14 protein-coding genes are annotated in these 18370 nt (G+C 62.4%); 8 read left to right on the plus strand and 6 right to left on the minus strand.

Features of this window, described 5'->3' with window-relative positions; all coding sequences use genetic code 11:
• Positions 1-32: 32 nt before the first annotated feature.
• A complete protein-coding gene (locus J2D75_RS01915; protein WP_207852183.1) occupies positions 33-1427 on the minus strand; it encodes an MFS transporter in 1395 nt (464 codons plus the stop codon).
• 129 nt (positions 1428-1556) lie between these two features.
• On the opposite strand from J2D75_RS01915, the gene J2D75_RS01920 reads away from it, so the two are divergent.
• The 3 genes from J2D75_RS01920 to J2D75_RS01930 all read left to right on the plus strand — a co-directional run bounded on the left by J2D75_RS01920 (position 1557) and on the right by J2D75_RS01930 (position 3746).
• Complete coding sequence (locus J2D75_RS01920) at positions 1557-1862, plus strand: CsbD family protein (protein ID WP_207852185.1); 306 nt, start codon at positions 1557-1559, stop codon at positions 1860-1862.
• A 139-nt stretch (positions 1863-2001) separates the two neighbouring features.
• The gene (locus tag J2D75_RS01925; RefSeq protein WP_207852187.1) at positions 2002-2628 is read left to right on the plus strand and encodes a ribonuclease HII; all 627 of its coding nucleotides are present in this window, start codon (positions 2002-2004) and stop codon (positions 2626-2628) included.
• Positions 2629-2636: 8 nt separating this feature from the next.
• Positions 2637-3746, plus strand: a complete 1110-nt coding sequence (locus J2D75_RS01930; protein ID WP_408736721.1) for a site-specific DNA-methyltransferase — start codon at positions 2637-2639, stop codon at positions 3744-3746.
• 40 nt (positions 3747-3786) lie between these two features.
• Here J2D75_RS01930 and J2D75_RS01935 read toward each other — a convergent pair whose 3' ends face one another.
• The 5 genes from J2D75_RS01935 to J2D75_RS01955 all read right to left on the minus strand — a co-directional run bounded on the left by J2D75_RS01935 (position 3787) and on the right by J2D75_RS01955 (position 11525).
• Positions 3787-4371, minus strand: a complete 585-nt coding sequence (locus J2D75_RS01935; RefSeq protein ID WP_243428387.1) for an ankyrin repeat domain-containing protein — start codon at positions 4369-4371, stop codon at positions 3787-3789.
• Between the two features lie 106 nt (positions 4372-4477).
• The gene (locus J2D75_RS01940) at positions 4478-6664 is read right to left on the minus strand and encodes a VWA domain-containing protein (RefSeq protein ID WP_207852193.1); all 2187 of its coding nucleotides are present in this window, start codon (positions 6662-6664) and stop codon (positions 4478-4480) included.
• On the minus strand, positions 6661-9474 hold the full coding sequence (locus J2D75_RS01945; RefSeq protein WP_207852195.1) for a DUF4159 domain-containing protein: 2814 nt from the start codon (positions 9472-9474) through the stop codon (positions 6661-6663). Before J2D75_RS01945 ends, J2D75_RS01940 begins: the two co-directional genes overlap by 4 nt.
• A complete protein-coding gene (locus J2D75_RS01950; protein ID WP_207852197.1) occupies positions 9471-10499 on the minus strand; it encodes a DUF58 domain-containing protein in 1029 nt (342 codons plus the stop codon). Before J2D75_RS01950 ends, J2D75_RS01945 begins: the two co-directional genes overlap by 4 nt.
• 6 nt (positions 10500-10505) lie before the next feature.
• A complete protein-coding gene (locus J2D75_RS01955) occupies positions 10506-11525 on the minus strand; it encodes an AAA family ATPase (protein WP_207852199.1) in 1020 nt (339 codons plus the stop codon).
• Between the two features lie 184 nt (positions 11526-11709).
• Here J2D75_RS01955 and J2D75_RS01960 point away from each other — a divergent pair, with 184 nt between their 5' ends.
• The 5 genes from J2D75_RS01960 to J2D75_RS01980 all read left to right on the plus strand — a co-directional run bounded on the left by J2D75_RS01960 (position 11710) and on the right by J2D75_RS01980 (position 18345).
• Entirely contained in the window at positions 11710-12327 is a 618-nt protein-coding gene (locus tag J2D75_RS01960) for a DUF1285 domain-containing protein (RefSeq protein WP_207852816.1), read from the plus strand.
• A gap of 14 nt (positions 12328-12341) precedes the next feature.
• Positions 12342-13553, plus strand: coding sequence for a CCA tRNA nucleotidyltransferase (locus J2D75_RS01965; protein ID WP_408736730.1), 1212 nt, complete (start codon positions 12342-12344; stop codon positions 13551-13553).
• Positions 13554-13633: 80 nt separating this feature from the next.
• Positions 13634-15415 carry an ABC transporter ATP-binding protein gene (locus J2D75_RS01970; RefSeq protein ID WP_207852202.1) on the plus strand — a complete coding sequence of 594 codons (1782 nt, stop codon included), beginning with the start codon at positions 13634-13636 and terminating at the stop codon, positions 15413-15415.
• Between the two features lie 156 nt (positions 15416-15571).
• Entirely contained in the window at positions 15572-16765 is a 1194-nt protein-coding gene (locus tag J2D75_RS01975; RefSeq protein WP_207852204.1) for an HlyD family secretion protein, read from the plus strand.
• Positions 16765-18345 (plus strand): DHA2 family efflux MFS transporter permease subunit, encoded by a 1581-nt coding sequence (locus J2D75_RS01980; RefSeq protein ID WP_207852205.1) that lies wholly within the window; start codon positions 16765-16767, stop codon positions 18343-18345. Before J2D75_RS01975 ends, J2D75_RS01980 begins: the two co-directional genes overlap by 1 nt.
• The last annotated feature ends 25 nt before the right edge of the window (positions 18346-18370 follow it).

The raw sequence follows: 18370 nt of genomic DNA on the forward strand, positions 1-18370 counted from the left end.
GTTGTGTCTGTCCAGCGTGCGGTATGTTCAGATCAACTGCGGTTGCCGCTCATGTCGGCTCCGGCGGAAGGCGGCATGGCCGCCGCGATGGGGGCTGCCAGCAGGGAAATACCGCCGGTAACCAGCAGGGCGATGGAAAAATCGTTCAGGGTCGGCTCGCTCTGGCCGGACAGGATGTTGAGCACGGTCAGGGTGCCTGCCGCGATACAGATCCCGCTTGAGAGCATGATCTGTTGCATGGTGGAATACAGGCTGGTGGCCGCACTCATGCGGTTGGGCGGAATATCTGCATAAGCGACTGTATTATAAGCAGAAAACTGCACAGCCTGTGCGGCGCCCGCCATAACCAGCACGACAGAGATGGTCCAGAGCGGCAGGGGCGGGCGGTAGGCGGCTATCAGCGCGAAAATGACCGCAGCGGAAAGACTGTTGATCATCAGCACACGCCGGAACCCCCAGCGTTTGAGGATGGCAGGCACCAGAGGGCGGATGGCAATGGAGCCAACCGGCCCGACAAACGTGACAATGCCGCTTTGGGCCGCGTTCAGCCCCGCGCCGATCTGCAGGAAGGTGGGCAGCAGGAACGGCAGCGACCCCACGGCAATCCGTGTGGCGGCTCCCGCCACCAGCGAGATGCGGAACGTGGAAAAGCGCATCAGCCGGAAATCCAGCAGCGGCTCGGCCAGTTGGCGGGCGTGGTGGGCATAGACGGCCATGAGAACCACACCGCCTGCCAGCAGGCTTGTGAGCAGCGGCCAGCCTGCCGCGTTATGGCTGAACAGTTCGGCCAGAATGGACAGGGTGGCCAGTCCGCCTCCGGCCAGCACCAGCCCTTTGAAGTCAAATGGCGGGGGCGAGGGTTCCCGCACCTGCGGGATAAAGCGCCACGTCATCAGCAAACCCAGCAGGCCAACGGGAATGTTGAGATAGAAATTCCACCGCCATGAGAACCATGTGGTGATGAAACCGCCCACAACCGGCCCCATCAGGGGGCCGAGGGTTGCGGGCAGCATCATCCACGCCATGGCGCGCACAAGGTCTTTGCGTGGTGTGTCGCGTATGACCACAAGCCGCCCTACAGGCACCATCAGCGCACCGCCCGCGCCTTGCAGCATACGCATGACAGCCAGAAACGGCAGGGTATGTGCGATTCCGCACAGGATGGAGCTGACCAGAAAAACACAGATGGCCAGACTGAGAATGGTGCGGCTGCCTAGCCTGTCCGCCAGCGCCCCGGACGCGGGAATAAAAATGGCCAGCCCGATAATGTAGGAAGTCAGGGCCACGGATGTTGCCACCGTATCGACATGCAGATCATGCGCGATGGCGGGTAGAGCCGTGGCGAGAATGGTGCCGTCAAGTTGTTCCATAAAGAACATGGCCGAGACAGTCAGTGCCGTAAGTTGGATACGCGTAGGAAAAACCATGCCTGCTTGGGAACCCTAGTCAGCGTTATGTTTTTGCGGTCTGATAGGTTCAGACAACCGTAAAGCCGGGATCACGCCGCGAATGCGCGGACCGTGGACCAAGCGGTTGGATAAGGGAGGACTATGGTCATGGCTGATGACAAAATCAAGAAACTGGAAAACAGGGCCGATGGCATCGCCAAGGATGTGCAGGGTCACCTCAAAGATGCCGTGGGCGGCCTGACGGGCGATGTCGGCCTGCAGGCGGAAGGCAAGTTCGACCAGTTTGCTGGCCACATGCAGCAGGATTTCGCTGATCTGTATGACGAAGGCGAAGGCGTGGTTGAAAAGGTCGTAACGCTTGTGCACGACAAACCGCTGCTGTCTCTGGGCGTTGTTTCCGTTATCGGGATCGTGCTGGGCTGGCTGCTGGCGCCGCGTTCAAAACGCTCCTGAAAAAAATCATTTCATCAGGACTCTTGCGCTCCTAGGTGAAAAAATGCTTCTCCTTCCCCACGGAGTCGCGGTTAGAGCGACTCGGTTATTTTAGCCGAGTCGCTCAAAACGGGCGATCAGTTGGACGGAACGAGGGGCAATGCCGGATTTCAGGCGTGAACAGCAGCATGGCGGACGTGTCGCCGGGGTGGATGAAGTGGGCCGTGGCCCGCTCGCCGGTCCCGTGGTGGCGGCGGCTGTGGTGTTCGCGTCCGGTGTGCCAGAGGATCTGGCCAGCCTGATCGATGATTCCAAAAAACTGAAACCTGCTGTGCGTGAGGCCATTGCGGCCCGGCTGCCCGGTGTGCCGGGGGTGGAAATCGGCGTGGGTGCCGCCTCTGTTGAAGAGGTGGATCGGCTGAACATCCATCACGCCGCCCATCTGGCGATGCAGCGCGCTGTAGCGCGGTTGCCCGCCATGCCCGACCACGTGCTGGTGGATGGCAACAAGCTGCCAGCCTTCGGCTGTAGTGCGGAGGCACTGGTGGGGGGCGATGGGCTGAGCCTGTCCATCGCCGCGGCCTCCATCGTGGCCAAGGTGGTGCGGGATCGCATCATGGCGCGGCTGGATGTGCGCTGGCCCGAATACGGGTGGGACGGCAATGCAGGATACGGCACGCAGGCGCACAGGCGTGCACTGGTGCAGGTGGGCGTGACACCTCACCACAGGAAGACATTCGGTACGGTAAGGCGGCAATTGGAACTGGCAGGAGCGGCAGGGCAGTGATGAACGGCATGAAAAAATCGGTTCCCATGGAACTTCCTCTCGACAGGATCATCCGTGGTGAATGCGTCGATGTAATGCGCGGCCTGCCTAGCGGGTCGGTGGACTGCATCTTTGCTGACCCGCCGTATAATCTGCAGCTCCGTGGTGAACTGCGCCGCCCTGATGATACGCTGGTGGACGGCGTGGATGATGAGTGGGACAAGTTTTCCGATCTGGAAGAATATGACCGCTTTACCCGCGCCTGGCTGTCCGAGGCCCATCGCCTGCTGCGTAAGGATGGCACGATCTGGGTGATCGGCTCCTATCACAACATCTTCCGTCTGGGCGCTATTTTGCAGGATCTGGGGTTCTGGATCCTTAATGACATCGTGTGGCGCAAGTCCAACCCGATGCCCAATTTCCGTGGCCGCCGTTTTACCAACGCTCATGAAACGCTGATCTGGGCCGCCCGTGGGCCGGAAAGCCGCTATCGCTTCAACTATCAGGCCATGAAGGCGCTGAATGATGATGTGCAGATGCGCTCTGACTGGTATCTGCCGCTATGCACCGGCAACGAGCGCCTGCGGAACGAGCACGGCCTGAAACTGCACCCGACCCAGAAGCCCGAAAGCCTGCTGCACAGGGTGCTGGTGTCTTCCACCACGGTGGATGATGTTGTGCTGGACCCGTTCTCCGGTTCGGGCACCACGGCCGCCATGGCGCGCCGGTTGCGGCGGCATTTTATCGGGATTGAGCGCCACCCCGATTATATCGAAGCCTCACTGGCGCGTATCGCACGCGAGCAGCCTCTGCCCGAAGATGCCGTGCAGACAACGCAGGATCGGCGCGAAGCCCCCCGCGTGCCGTTTGGCAGTCTGGTGGAGCAGGGTCTGATCGTGGCGGGAACGGTCGTGTGCGACAAGAAACAGCGCCTGACCGCGACTGTAGCACCCGATGGCAGTCTGGTGAGCGGTACGCATCGTGGATCTATCCACAAGCTGGGCGCGCAGTTGACGAACGCGCCGTCGTGCAATGGCTGGACATTCTGGCACTTTGAGCGCGAAGGCGCATTGCTGCCGTTGGATGTGCTGCGTCAGGAAAGCCTGCAAATGGTCGCGCAAAGCGCTAAGGGCCGATAAAAAGCCCTGCCTGCCCCGTTAAGGGGCAGGTTGTGGCGGCCTAGCTGCCGCCAAATCCAAGAAACCCGGAAGAGGGCTGGGCCACGCCGCCCGTGGAATCATATCCATGCCCGCCCGGTGCTGTTTCTACCCGGCCCGCATTGATCCCGCCAGTTACGACAGGCTGTGCGTTTTCCATACCCTGATTGGCATAGCTTGCGCCCACCCGATCATCCGATGTGCGCAGCGAGAGCAGCAGAAAGGTGATGGGGTTGCGATTGAGGTCGATGGACATTTCCAGCGGCGTCTGCCCCAGAATATTGTGTCCACCCAGATCGGCCCCGCGGTTAACCGCATCCTTGGCAGCCGCAACGCTACCACGGTTGATGGCTTCGAACAGAGCAGTCGTAGGCTCTACATCCTTGCCAATGCGGTTGCCATCGTCCTCATCCATGCCTTCCGAACCCGGAATGGCGGAGGGAGGGGCCGCCCGTTTGGCCGCCTTGGCGCTTTCCGCTTTCTGCGATGCATCCTCGGCAGCGCTCTGTTCTTCCTCTTCGGAAGCAGCAAGGGCCGGAGGGGCAGAGACATGGGCCAGACTGCAGAACAGCAGGGCGCAGGTAACAGGGCGGAATAAGCGGTTCATGATCTGTCCATTGATGGGCGATGCCAAATGTTACCACAGCCCCCAGAGGTCGGAAAGGAGGACAGCGATTCGGCAGTGCGCTGTCGCAGAGGGCTGGTGTTTTTTATCAGCGCGGACGGCGCCCTTCGCGCCACCATGCGGCCAGTATCAGGGGCAATGCCAGCAGCAGGTAAAGGCCGGTTGGCAGCAGGGGGGTGGCAGTGCGTCCGGTTACGGTATGGGCGCCGCGTGCGGGGAAAGCGAGCCAGTCCGCCCCATGCAGGTCAGACGAACTGGCGACCCGTGCCGTGGGCACATGCAGGCTGTCTGGCGTATCGCCCAGCCAGAATATGCCGCCGCCGGTCTGCCGGGTCATGTCCTCCAGCTTGCTGGCCGTGGCGCGCAGGGTGGCAAACTCTGCCGGGTCTGCCTGTACAGGGGCGGCGTAGGTTGTGTGTGTTCCATCGCTCACCTGCCATATGCCGTTTTCCGTGGCGGGGAGTGTGGCCCGGAAGGTGCCGGGGTCTTGCGGGTTGGGGCGAAGGGTTACGCTCTGGGTCGCACCTGAAGGCGCGGTTACGCTGACGGTATTGATAGCCTCGGCGGAAACGCTGTGGCGGGTTATGCTCAGCACACCATCGGACAGGCTGGCCGTAAGCTGTTCTTCTTCCAGCTCCGGCTCTTTCATCAGCCAGTGCGAAATCCGTCGCAGCAGTTCGGCCTGTGGCCCGCCGCCGCCTTCGCCCCGAGACCAGAGCCAGATCTGATCGGACAGGAGCAGCGCGACCCGGCCACGATCAACATGATCGAGCAGTAGCAGCGGTGCGCCATCGGGGCCGTTCATCAGCACTTCGCCGTGGGTGCGGTCTGGGCGCAGGGAACGGTACCACGGCCCCCATGTGCCGGTGCCATTGGCCGCACTGTCAGGGGTTTCCGGTGGTGTGCTGGCCGAAGGGGCTGGCTGGCTCTGGGGTGCGCCGGGCAGGGCGGCCGTAACAGGGTGCCTGCGGCCGGTGGCTGTCAGTGCGGGGCGGAAACGCTGGGTGATGATGCTGTTGTCAAAAGGCACATGCGCGGGAAGAATATCGCCCACCGGGGTATCCTGTAAGGAGCCGGGGCCGACAAATTCCGGGCCTGCCGTTAGCAGCAGGCCACCGCCCTGACGCACGAAATCCGCGATGTTTTCAAGATACAGGCGCGGCAGGATGTGGCGGTTTTCAAACCCGTCGAGAATGATCAGGTCAAACTGGCGGATTTTTTCCTGAAAGAGTTCACGCACCGGAAAAGCGATAAGCGCAAGATCGGATAGCGGCGTGCCGTCATCTTTTTCCGGTGGCCGCAGAATGGTGAAGTGGATGAGATCCACCGCCGGGTCGGCCTTGAGCAGCCTGCGCCATACCCGTTCGCCCTGATTGGGCGTGCCTGAAACCAGCAGCACCCTTAGCCTGTCGCGGATACCGGTAATGGTCACAACCGTCTGGTTGTTGATAGTGGAAACTTCGCCTTCCAGTGGTGATACCGCAAGGCTAACCAGCAACTGGCCGGGATGGGCCACATGCACCGTAATGTCCTGCGGGGTGCCGGTCTGCACCGGTACGCTGCGTGCGGCTTCGCCATTAACACGTACACTCAGTGTTGCGGGCGTGCCGTCATGCGTGCCCGGCCCGGCATCCTGCACGCGCACACGCAGGTGGGCATCCTGCCCGGCTATGGCGTAAGGCGGGGCTTCAAGCACCTCCAGCCTACGGTCGGTTTCCTCGCCCCGGGCGCTGAGCAGGACATGCAGGGGCAGGGTGGTGTGGTGGCTGCCACTTTCCGCCGGACGGAGCCGGTCGGGAATGGTTTGGGGGGTATCAAGGTTCTGGCCATCCGTCAGCATGACAGCCCCGGCAAAGCGCGCGGGCGGAATGTCGGCGGCGGCCTGATCGAGCGCTTCAAACAGTCTGGTGCCATCATGGCCATTTTCACGCACGTTGACGGTGCGGAACTCCAGCCCCGGTGCTTGGGCATGCGCCAGAATATCGGCGGCTTTTTGCGTGATCGCCCGTCTCTGGCCCAAAGACATGGAGCCAGACTGGTCAACCAGCAGCAGGGCGGTTTGGGGCAGGGGGTGGCGGTTTTCATGCAGGCGCTGTGGCCCGGCCAGCCATGTCAGGATAACAAGGGCGGCCCCAAGCCGGAGCAGTGCACCGGAGCGGCTGGCCCGCAGGAGACCGGCAACGCACAGCCCGAGTGCGAGCAGGGCCAAGGCTCCCAGAAGCCAGAGCGGCACCAGCGGTTCAAAGCTGACAGAGTGGGAAAGCAGGTCTGTCATGGCGTGTTTTCCAGCCGTTTGAGCAGCATGGGTACGTGCACCTGATCTGCCTTGTAGCTGCCTGTCAGGGCGTAAATGACCGCGTTCAGCCCAAACCGATAAGCCTGAATGCGCTGTTCCGCCCCACCGGGCAGGACGGCGTAGGGTGTGCCGCCGTTACCATCCACCGCCCATGCATGGGCCCAGTCTGCCGAACCGATAATGACCGGGCTGACATCGTCATTTTCCGCATCGCCTTCGCGGGCGACCCAGATGGGCTGTCCGGCGTAGCGGCCGGGAAAATCGTGCAGCAGGTAAAATGTATGCGCCAGCAGGTGATGGTCTGTCATGGTTGTCAAAGGCGGGATCTGTAGCCCTGCTGTCACGCGGCGCAGGGCATGGCCCGCGCTGGCGTCAGCCGGGCCACCCTCTTCGCCTGAAGCATTGTCCCCCTGTGTGTCGATCAGCAGAATGCCGCCATGCGCCATGAAACTGTTGAGATTGGCGGTGATGGCGGGCGAGGTCTGGGCATCGGCCGTTACGGGCCAGTAAATCAGAGGATAGTAGCTCAGGTCATCCTGTCCGGGGCGTATGCCATCGGGCACTCCCAGCTTGGCGGAGGTGCGCGCGTTGACGAAATCCGACAGGCCCTGAAGCCCCTGTCGTGACACGTCATCCACATCGGCATGGCCGGTTACGACATAGGCCAGTCGTGTTTCCAGCGCGGCACGGGGTACGGGCGGGATTTGCTGGATTGCGGGGGGGGCCGCGTCCACGGCTGCGGGCATGGCCTGTTGTGGTGCTGTTCGGGCAGAGGGAGGCAGGGGGTAGGAACCATCATCCGGGGCCTGTGCGTGTGCCGCCCCCCCTGCAACAAGTAGACAGCCCAGCAGAACCACCGCCGCCCCACGGGCGGAAGGACGGCGGGCAACACGCATCAGCAGCATGGCCAGACCATCCACCAGCATGAGCACAAGGGCGGCCAGCAGACTGTAACGGCCCAGAGGTCTGTCCGGCTGGCGGGTTTGCGGGTCAATCAGGGTGCCGATTGGCTCTGCTGCCTGAAGTGTCGTGATCTGTGCGGTGGCGTTCAGCGCACGGCGGCCGTTACGCGGGCCGTACAGGCCGGGCGGATGTTCGGGCGAGACAGGCGTGCTTGCGAAGGCGCTGGCACGTAACCCGCGTGCGGAGGCGGGTGGCGGGCCGAGATTGCCTTCACCATCAAGGCTCAGCGCGGGAGAAAGCAGAGTGTCATCGGCAGGAATGGCAAGGCCGTTAGCGTGTTCTGTCAGGCGTTGCAGCATGGAGACGAACAGCCCCGAAAGCGGCAGGTTTGACCAGTCTGCCGTGCTGCTGATGTGGAACAGAACCAGTGTGCCTTTGCCCAGAGTGGCATAGGTGACAAGAGGCGTGCCATCGGCCAGACGCGCCCAGCTCTGCTCGCCCAGCGTGTCGGTCGGGCTGGCAAGAACCTGCCGGCTTACGGTGACATCCGCCGGTATCGGCAACCCCCGGAAGGGGGAAAGCGCATCAAAGGCAGCCAGTTTTTGCGGTGCGCCCCATGTCATGGAACCGCCGAGCTGGCGTGTGCCATCCAGCAGCGGCACCGGCAGCAGGCTGTCGGCGGGGCTGGCACCGTCATGCGAGGCTCCGGCCAGCGCTGGCCCGGCAAAGCGGATGAGCGTGCCGCCTTTTTCCACCCATGCGCGCACGACCTGTTGCGTCTGGTTACCAGTCAGGGTGCCGTCCGGGGCGATCAGCACGGAAAGAGGGCGGCTGAGCAGCGTTTCGGCGTTGCCTTCATGCAGGTCAGTCGTGGGGGCCAGTGCGCGACGGATATAAAACAGGGCTCCCACCAGCGGCGTATCCGCTCCCCCGGCAGAAAGCAGGCCAACAGGGCGCATGCGGTCGGTTTCATCCATCAGCAGGGTTGTGGCGGCTCCAGCAATGCCGCGTAGCGTGATGGTTTCAACCTGATTGCGGACTTCAGGCGGCAGGGCGAGGTGAATATCCGCCTGTGTGGCATGAGCGGGCAGGGTGAAGGGAATAGCGGCCAGCGTGGCGCCGTCAGCCGTGCGGGCCAGTGCTGTCATATCCTGCGGCAGGGCCGCGGGCAGAGCCAGCATATGGGCCATGACATCGCCCGAGGCCGGTGCGGGGGGAGTCAGGGCCAGTGCTGTCTGATGCGGGAAGCGGACTTCACGCACGGCCCCGGTATGGCGCAGGGCTTGGGCAAAATCTGCATCCTGCGGGCTGGCAACGCCATCGGCCAGATAGAAAACCTGCGCGTAGCGGTGGGATAGCGCACCGAGCTGTCTGGCCGCCTGTGTGCGGTTGACCGGCCACGGCGAGGGACGCAGGGCGTTGAGTGCCTGCTCCGCCTCGGTGGATGATTGGGGAATAACCGGGGCGTCGGAGGGTTGTTCCGTTGGGGTGGGGGCGGTCAGCAGCAGGGTCACGGGGCTTTGGCTGCGGGCCGCTCTTTGGACGATGGCCTGCGCCGTGCCGATCCGTTCAGCCCAGTCGGGGGCGGCAAACAGACCGTTATCCATAACCAGCAGCACCGGGCCGGAGATTGGGGGTGTTTCTGCCTCATTATGCAAGGACGGCCCCGCCAGCCCGATGACCAGCAGGCAGAAAACCAGCGCGCGGAGGACCAGGAGCCATAAGGGAGAGCGCACGGCGTCGATCTGGCGTGTGCGCAAACCCGCCAGAAGTGCCACGGGTGGAAAAACCTGCCTGCGTGGCTGTGGTGGCGTGGCCCGCAGCAGCCACCACACCAGCGGCAGCCCCACCAGTGCGAGCAGTAGCAGGGGAGAGGAAAAACTCATGCGGACTGGCTCATCAACGTATGCAGGCTCAGCAGGGCCGGGAGCGCTGTCTGGTCTGTCTGGTGCCGGGTCAGGTCATGGCCGTAGCGTGCGGCGGTTTCGGCCAGCCAGTGCTCGCGCGTGGCGATCAGATCGGCATAGGCGGCGCGGACATCGCTGGTTTCAGACAGTTCCACCGGGCTTTCATTTTCAGGCCCTGTAAACAGCACCCGACCGGCATAAGGCAGGCTGGCTTCGGCCGGGTCGCGGATCTGGAGAAGATGTGCGCGTACGGGCCGTGCGGCGAGGTGGCGCAGGAAAGACTGTATTTCCTCCTGCGGGCCAAGAAAATCACTGGCGATTAACAGATGCGCGCGCATGGGCAGGTGTATGGGCAGGCGCTGGAAAGGAGACTGGCTGACACCCTCCTGAGTGCCCGCGTATTCCGCCTGCGCCTGTGCGCTGAACCCCATAGCCAGGCGTTCAAGCGGGGGGCCGCCAATCGGCAGGGGGAACAGGCCCGAAGGCCCGGCCAGTTGTACGTTTTCGCCCGCCCGCAAAAGCAGGGCTGCCATGGTCAGCAGCAGGGTAACGGCGCTGTCGCGCTTGGAGGGTAGGGTATTGGCCGAGCGCCAGTCCATCGAAGCGGACAGATCGCACCACAGGATAACGGTCTGGGCGTTTTCGGCTTCTTTTTCACGCACCTGCGCATGGTGGGTGCGGGCGGACTGCCGCCAGTCGATCCGGGTTGCGGGTTCTCCCGGCTGGGCTGGCCGATACTGCCAGAAATTGTCGCCCCATCCGGCCCGGCGCTGGGGGTGCAGGCCAGCCGCCAGCGTGGCCGCTGTCTGGCGTGCGCGCAGCAGCAGGTCGGGCATGCGGGCGGCCAGTGCCGCGGCGGAGGCCGCACTGGGCTGCATGGGCACGCCCGCTCCCCCGCCAGCATGGGGCTGGCGTGCAGTCGCCTGCCCGCCTGTGCGGTGCGCTGCCGCCCGGCGCAGGAAAGCTGGCAGAAACGGGGTGATGTGCTGCGCGAACCCGGCCAAAAGACGTCAGCCCAGCCGGTTGACGAGCCGGGTAATGACATCAGCCGGGTTCAGGCCATCGGCACGGGCCGCGAAACTGAGCGCCATACGGTGAGCCAGAACCGGCTGGGCGAGTGCCGCCACGTCATCAAGGCTTGGAGACAGCCTGCCATCAAGCAGCGCACGGGCGCGGGTTGCCAGCATCAGGGTCTGGGCGGCGCGTGGGCCGGGGCCCCATGCGATCGCGTTTTTCAGATCCTGATCCGGCGTGGTTTGTGGGCGGGCCGCGCGCACCAGTGTCAGAATGGCCTCTACAATGCTTTCCCCCACGGGCATGGCGCGTACCATGTTCTGGGCTTCAATCAGCCCGCGTGTGCTGAGCACTGGCTCTGCCGTGGGGCGGCTGACGCCGGTTGTGGCCAGCAGCATCTGGCGCTCGGCATCCTCAGGCGGGAAGTCCAGCGTAATCTGGAGCATGAAGCGGTCAAGCTGGGCTTCGGGCAGGGGGTAGGTGCCTTCCTGCTCGATCGGGTTTTGCGTGGCCAGCACATGAAAAGGCTGGGGCAGCGCATGCTCGGTACCCGCAACGCTTACGTGGTGTTCCTGCATGGCCTGCAACAGGGCTGACTGCGTGCGCGGGCTGGCGCGGTTGATTTCATCGGCCATGAGAAGCTGGCAGAAAACCGGCCCCTTAACAAAGCGGAAGCTCCGGCGGCCGGTGCTGTCTTCATCAAGGATTTCGCCGCCTGTAATGTCAGAGGGCATGAGGTCGGGCGTAAACTGCACGCGCCGGGCGTCCAGCCCCAGTACCGTGCCCAGTGTCGTGACCAGCAGGGTCTTGCCCAGACCGGGTGGCCCGACCAGCAGCGCGTGCCCGCCGGAAAGAATGGTGACAAGTGTCTGGCGGATAACGGTATCCTGCCCGAAAATGATGTCGCCAAGTGCCTGCTGGACGGCCGACAGCCGTTCGCAGATACGGTCTGCCTCCCGCACATCGGGGCGGGTGGCGGAGGAAAGTGCTGAGAGCGGAGCGTCTGATGCGGTCATTTGTCCAGTCTTGAAGACATACGGGGGTTTCATCAAGCGGGGTAAGCTCCCTATATCATTGGAAGACGCATATGGACACGCATTACGGGGTGATCAGGTCGTGAAAGGCGAAAACGCTCAGAACGCAGGGGGGGCTTCCTGCGGGGAAAAGGACTTCGGCGCGTCCGTTCATACGGACTCCGGGCTGGATTCCGTGGCGGCCTGCCTGTCGCAGGCGGGTAAGGCAGGGGGCAAAGGGGATGTGCCGCGCCTGCCGTTTCTGATCCGGCGTGATGGAAGCTGGCTCTATCGGGGCGGGGAAATCAAACGCAAGGCCATGCTGTGCCTGTTTGGCTCGCTGCTGACCCGGGATGCACAGGGAGCCTATCTGCTGCGCTCTCCTTTTGAGAGCGGGGTGATCGAGGTTGAGGATGCTCCCTTTGTTGCCGTGGAACTGACATGGACGGGCGTAGGGCGCACACAGCGCTTATGTTTTCGCACCAACATGGATGAAACGGTAACAGCCAGCGGAGAGCATCCGATTCGAACCGAATGGGATGTCCCCCCCGAAGCGAGCGTGGACGCCCGCCCCCCCTATCTGCTGGTGCGTGCAGGAGATGGTCGCTGGCCGCTGGAAGCCCGGCTGAGCCGCAGCGTGTGGTACGAGCTGGCTGCTCTGGCCGAGCCGGGGCTGTACCGGGGCGTGCGGTGCATGGGGGTATGGAGCTGTGGCTGCTTTTTTCCGCTGGCGCGCTGCACCACATCTGCCGGGGCTGCGGGCGATGGGGCCGACTGTTCGGACTGTCCGGACGATACGGAGTGAGCCCACAGTCTGAACTGCCAGCCCTTACACAGGGTCTGTCTGCTGCCCAGCGCGGTTTGCTTGGGGTGCTGTGGGGTATTCTGCCGCAGGCCCGGCTTGTTGGCGGTGTTGTGCGTGACCTGCTGGCGGGCAGGCGGGTGGCGGATATCGATATGGCCATTCCCCTGCCGCCAGAGCAGGTGATGGCCAGCCTGCGTGCCGCTGGTGTTGTGGCCGTGCCAACCGGACTTTCCCACGGGACGGTTACTGCAGTGGTGGAGGGGCAACCCTGTGAAATCACCACCTTGCGGCGGGATGTGCAGACTGATGGCCGCCACGCTGTAGTGGTGTGGACGGATGACTGGCAACAGGATGCCGCCCGGCGTGATTTTACCATCAACGCCCTGTTTCTTGATCAGGCAGGCAGGCTGTACGACTGGTTCGGCGGGCAGGAGGATCTGCGTGCGGGGTGCGTGCGTTTTGTGGGGGACGCGCAAAGCCGGATTGAAGAAGATTCTTTGCGTATCCTGCGCTTTTTTCGCTTTCAGGCCCGTTACGGAACGGGTGAGCCAACCTCTGATACACTGGCGGTGATAGCGCAGCGGGCCAACCTGCTGGCTGGGCTTTCGGTTGAGCGGGTGTGGTCGGAGCTACGGCAGATTCTGGCCTTGCCGCAGGTCATGCCCGTCATGCGGCTGATGGCGCAGGCCGGGGTTTTGGCAGTTATCCTGCCCGAAGGGGTAGCGCTGGAACGCCTTGCCGCGCTGGAGTCTTGTCAGCCCCCGGCAGATGTACTCCTGCGCCTTGCCGCCCTGACAAAAGCCCCTGCGGCATTGGCAACGCGGCTAAAACTTTCCAGAGCGGAAACCGCCCGCCTGCGCTGTATTGCCCGCGCGGGCGCACCGGATGGCCCTCTGGCGCGGCTGAAGGATGATGACACCGCCCCTGACATCCTGCGCAACCTGCTGGTTGATGCCCCACCGGACTGCCTTATGGCGGGGTTGTGGCTCTGTCAGGCGCAGAACCCGGCGGCTGCGCAGGTTTTCGTGGCTTTGCGCCAGCGTTTATCCGCGTTGGATGTGCCGGTTTTTCCGCTGGCCGGGCGTGATGCACTGGCTCTGGGGGTCGCACCCGGCCCGGCTGTGGGGAAGGTGATCCTGCAGGTTAAACAGTGGTGGCGGCAGGGAGGCTGTACGGCTTCGGCACAGACCTGCCGCGCTGAATTGGCGCGAATTTTGGGGATGTAAAGCCTGAAAGCGCTGTGCCCTGTCACGGGATATGGTGCGCCCCCTTTGCACGGGGGGCATGAGGGCTGCTACATGGGGGCATGACAGCTACCCTCCCGGCCAATCGCCCCGACAAGCGTAAATTCCTGTTCGATGACACGTTCGCCCTGCTGCTCAGGCTCTGGCACGGCCAGATTCGGCAGCACAAGGCGCATCTGGTCATAACGGCGGTGCTGCCGGTCGTAACTGCCCTGCTGACAGCGCTTTATCCGCTGGTGATCCAGCGTGCGCTGGACATGTTCTCCGCCCGGGATTCGCGCATTCTGTACCAGGTGCCGCTGCTTGTTGTGCTGCTGACAGCCGCCAAATCCCTTGCCCAGTATGGACAGACCATCGTCACACAGGGGCTTGTGCTCAAGGTGGTGCGCGGCCTTCAGGGCGAAATGTTCGACCATATGATCCGCAGCGATATTACGCAGGTGGAAAACGAGGCTCCCGCTAAGCTGGCCTCGCGCTTCACAACCGATGCGGTGGCTGTGCGTGATGCCATGCTGCGGGCTGTCAGCTCGGTGGGGGATGCGGTCACGGTCGTGGGGCTTGTCGTGTCCATGTTCTATATGGACTGGGAACTGAGCCTGATCGCGGCCCTGCTGTATCCTCCGGCTGTGCTGCCTATCCAGAAACTGGGCCGCAGGGTGCGCCGGGCTTCGGGTGGAATGCAGGAGCGGATGGGCGAAACCTCGGCCCTGCTGACCGAAAGTTTTTCGCAGGCCCGTACAGTGCGGGTTTACCGGCTGGAGCAGGCCGAGCGCCGCCGGGCTGCACTGTCTTTTGACCGGCTGCATCAGGCTGTTTTGCAGATCGCGTATAGCCGTGCGCGGGTTGAGCCGCTGCTGGAAACGCTGGGGGGCGCTGCTGTTGCGGCGGTTCTGGGGTTTGCTGGCTGGCGTGCGGCTACAGGTGGGGCTTCGCTGGGTGATTTTTCCGGCTTTGTTGCGGCTCTGCTTCTGGCGGCGCGGCCCTTGCGCGCTCTGGGTGCCGTGCATTCCGCCTTGCAGGAAGGGATGGCAGGGTTAAGCCGCGTATTTAAAATGATTGATGAAAAACCCGCCGTTATGGACCGGCCACACGCTATGCCCTTGCCGGAGGGGCATGGCCATCTGGTGTTCGAGTCCGTGGGCTTTGTTTATGCCGATGGGCGCACGGGTCTTGCTGGGTTGAGTTTTGACGCGCGTCCGGGATGTACTGTTGCGCTGGTGGGAGCATCGGGCGCGGGTAAATCAACAGCACTGTCACTGGTGCCGCGACTGCATGATGTTACGAGCGGACGTATTGTGCTGGACGGGCTGGATCTGCGCGACATCCGGCTGGCGAGCCTGCGCGACGCCATTGCCTATGTCAGTCAGGACCCGCTTCTGTTTGATTTTTCCGTGCGCGACAACATTCTGGTAGGACGCCCCAGTGCAACGGAAGCAGAAATCTGGGAGGCTATTCGTGCGGCCTCGGCGGAACAGTTCATTACGGAACTGCCTGAAGGGGTGGAAACGCAGGTAGGGCCGGGGGGGCAGCGTCTTTCAGGTGGCCAGCGCCAGCGTGTGGCGCTGGCGCGGGCACTCCTGCGTAACCCGCGGTTGCTGTTGCTGGATGAAGCCACCAGCGCACTTGATAGCCAGAACGAGGCTGCCGTGCAGGAGGCGCTGGCAACTCTGCGGCGTGGGCGCACGACGCTGGTGGTGGCGCATCGCCTCTCTACCATCCGTTCGGCGGATATGGTTGTGGTTATGGAGCATGGCCGCGCGGTTGAATGCGGAACCCATGATGAACTGATGGCGCGTGACGGGCTTTATGCGCAACTTGTGCGGACGCAGGGCTTCGAACATTAAAAAACACAGCCAGAAGGCGGCTTTTACACCCGGATGAAAGGCCACGCTTGAAGCGGAGAGACGAACGTGCAACATACTGACCGAACCGGTCGGTCAGCGCAGTGCGGCGCGTGGTGGATTTTTACGACACGGTTGTTTGCAGGGCAGGAATAAAGCATGGCGGACGAGAACCACGAACAGTCTCCCGAAACATCCAGCGCGCAGGGTGACGGGCAGGCGGGCAAAAACGACAAGCCTGAAGGAAAGAAGCCCTCACGCCTTAAGCCGATTCTGACGGCGGTTATTGCCATTCTGGTTATTGGCGGCGGGCTTTTCTGGTTTTTTACCCGCAACGAGATTGAAACCGATGATGCCTTTACCGCCGGGCGTGCCGTAGGCATTGCCCCCCATGTTGAAGGCTACGTGGTGGCGCTGCTGGTGAACGACAACGAGTTCGTACACAAAGGCCAGATTCTGGCCAAAATCGACCCGCGTGACTGGCAGGCTTCGCGCGATCGGGCCGCGGCTTCGCTCGATGCCGCAAAAGCAACGGCACAGGCCAGCGAGATGATGCACGCGGTAGCCATGCTCGAATACCCCGGTGCGCTCATGCAGGCGCAGGGGCGTCTGGCTGAAGCGCGTGCGCAGGAGTTCCGGGCGCAGACGGATTACCGCCGCCAGCATACCGTAGCCCGCGCCGCGACATCGCAGCAGGATATGGATTATGCTCAGGCCGCACTCGATGCCGCTCGCGCGCAGGTAACAGCGGCTCAGGGTTCCGTGCAGATGGCCATGCCCGTGCAGCCTAACATCCATAACACCGCCATACGGGTGACGCAGGATGAGGCCAATGTGCATGGCGCTGATGCCGAACTGGTAAGCGCTGACCTGAACCTCGGCTGGACTGTTCTGCGCGCACCCTGTGATGGCTGGATCAGCCAGCGCAATATCGAACAGGGTAATTATGTCCATAAGGGCCAGAACGTCTTTTCCATTGTGGAGCCTGAAGTCTGGGTAGTGGCCAACTATAAGGAAACCCAGATCACCCGCATGAAGCCGGGCCAGAAAGTGGATGTGCGTGTTGATGCCTATCCGGGCCTGAAACTGCGTGGCCATGTTGATTCGCTGCAAAAAGGCACGGGGGCTACGTTCAGTGCTTTCCCGCCTGAAAATGCAACGGGCAACTACGTCAAGATCGTGCAGCGCGTGCCGGTGAAGATCATTATTGATGAAGGTCTGGACCCGGATCAGCCGCTGGCGCTCGGCCTGTCGGTCGAACCCGTGGTGCATGTGGATACGCAGGGCCATTCCGATGCCCCGCCGCCCCGCACGCAGGCTGCGGCGCAGGATAGCCAGCAGGCGAATCCCTGATGGCCTCGGCAGCCGATAACGTCGCACCCGGCGGGTGGAAGCCCAAGCATAATCCGTGGACTGTCGCTTTTGTGGTGACATTGGCGGCGTTCATGGAAATTCTGGATACCACCATCGTCAACGTGTCGCTGCCCCATATCGCGGGCAGTCTGTCCAGCACGTATGATGATGCAACATGGACACTCACGGCCTATCTGGTTGCGAACGGCATCGTGCTGACCATTTCGGGGTGGCTTGGAAAAGTTTTTGGTCGGAAAAACTATTTTCTGATCTGTATCATCATGTTCACGGTGTCTTCCTTTCTGTGTGGCATGGCCACCAGTCTGGGCGAACTGGTTGTGTTCAGGCTGATGCAGGGCTTTTTTGGCGGGGGGCTGCAGCCCAACCAGCAATCGATCATTCTTGACAGTTTTCCTCCGGCCAAGCGTGCGGCGGCTTTCGGGCTGACGGCCATTGCCGCAGTGGTGGGGCCGGTTATTGGCCCGACGCTGGGCGGGTGGATTACGGATAACTTTTCGTGGCGCTGGATTTTCTTCATCAACGTGCCATTCGGTATCCTGACGACAACCGGCGTTATGGCTGTGGTGGAAGACCCCCCGTGGGCGCGCAAGCAGAAAGCCCCGGTGGATGTGATCGGTATCAGCCTGATCACCATTGGCTTCAGTTGCCTTGAAATCATGGTTGATCGCGGCGAGGATGCGGATTGGTTTGGTTCCACCTTTATCCGGATCATGGCGGTTCTGGCCGTTTTTGGTCTGGGTAGTGCTATCCTTTGGTTGCTGCATACGGATAAACCTGCTGTTGATCTGCGGGTTTTCAAAGACCGTAACTTTGCTATGGGCACAGCGCTCATGGGGGCTATGGGGGCGCTGCTTTATGCCTCGGCCATTGTGGTGCCGCAGTTTGCCCAGCAGGTCATGGGATATACGGCTACCCTTTCAGGGCTTGTGCTTTCGCCCGGCGGGCTTGCGGTGATTGTGCTGATCCCCATCGTGGGCAAACTCATGACCATCATGAGCGTGCGCAGCGTGATTGCTACAGGCTTTACGCTCATGGGATGTTCGCTGTTCTTTTCAGCCCAGTTGCTGCCGCTGCTTGATTTCAGGCATTTGGTGCTGTTCCGTATGAGTCAGACCGCGTGTCTGGCCTTTCTGTTCGTGCCACTTTCCACCATTGCTTATGCCACCATTCCTGAACGCCTGAATGCCGATGCCTCGGCACTGTTCAGCATGTCGCGCAATGTGTTGGGGTCTTTGGCAATTTCCGGTGCCACCGCCTTGCTGACCGAGCGAAGGCAGGCCCATCAGGCCCATATGACACATTGGATGACGGCCTATCACCAGCCGTTCAATGAGTATCTGGATCGGGTGCGTAGTGTAGCGCAGGCGCGTGGCACATCACCTGCGCTGCTGGACAGTGTGGCCCAGCATACAATGTTCCAGCAGTTTACCAAGCAGGTATCCATGCTGGCCTATAACGAGGTTTTCATGATTCTGGGGATCGGGGCGTTCCTGTGTGTCCCGTTCTGTTTCCTGTGCTCACCCATGCGGGGTGATGGTAAGGTCAAGTCCGCGCATTAAGGTGTGCGCGGGTAGGCTTGCTTTT

Origin of the sequence: Acetobacter suratthaniensis (genome assembly GCF_017377745.1) — a bacterium.
Taxonomy (GTDB): domain Bacteria; phylum Pseudomonadota; class Alphaproteobacteria; order Acetobacterales; family Acetobacteraceae; genus Acetobacter; species Acetobacter suratthaniensis.

What these genes read in the sequence shown, in the direction of transcription:
- J2D75_RS01930 (WP_408736721.1), top strand. Translation starts at nt 2,637, where the DNA reads ATGAAAAAATCGGTTCCCATGGAACTTCCTCTCGACAGGATCATCCGT.
- J2D75_RS01920 (WP_207852185.1), top strand. Translation starts at nt 1,557, where the DNA reads ATGGCTGATGACAAAATCAAGAAACTGGAAAACAGGGCCGATGGCATC.
- J2D75_RS01975 (WP_207852204.1), top strand. Translation starts at nt 15,572, where the DNA reads ATGGCGGACGAGAACCACGAACAGTCTCCCGAAACATCCAGCGCGCAG.
- J2D75_RS01970 (WP_207852202.1), top strand. Translation starts at nt 13,634, where the DNA reads ATGACAGCTACCCTCCCGGCCAATCGCCCCGACAAGCGTAAATTCCTG.
- J2D75_RS01915 (WP_207852183.1), bottom strand. Translation starts at nt 1,427, where the DNA reads ATGGTTTTTCCTACGCGTATCCAACTTACGGCACTGACTGTCTCGGCC.
- J2D75_RS01980 (WP_207852205.1), top strand. Translation starts at nt 16,765, where the DNA reads ATGGCCTCGGCAGCCGATAACGTCGCACCCGGCGGGTGGAAGCCCAAG.
- J2D75_RS01925 (WP_207852187.1), top strand. Translation starts at nt 2,002, where the DNA reads ATGCCGGATTTCAGGCGTGAACAGCAGCATGGCGGACGTGTCGCCGGG.
- J2D75_RS01945 (WP_207852195.1), bottom strand. Translation starts at nt 9,474, where the DNA reads ATGAGTTTTTCCTCTCCCCTGCTACTGCTCGCACTGGTGGGGCTGCCG.
- J2D75_RS01935 (WP_243428387.1), bottom strand. Translation starts at nt 4,371, where the DNA reads ATGAACCGCTTATTCCGCCCTGTTACCTGCGCCCTGCTGTTCTGCAGT.
- J2D75_RS01955 (WP_207852199.1), bottom strand. Translation starts at nt 11,525, where the DNA reads ATGACCGCATCAGACGCTCCGCTCTCAGCACTTTCCTCCGCCACCCGC.
- J2D75_RS01940 (WP_207852193.1), bottom strand. Translation starts at nt 6,664, where the DNA reads ATGACAGACCTGCTTTCCCACTCTGTCAGCTTTGAACCGCTGGTGCCG.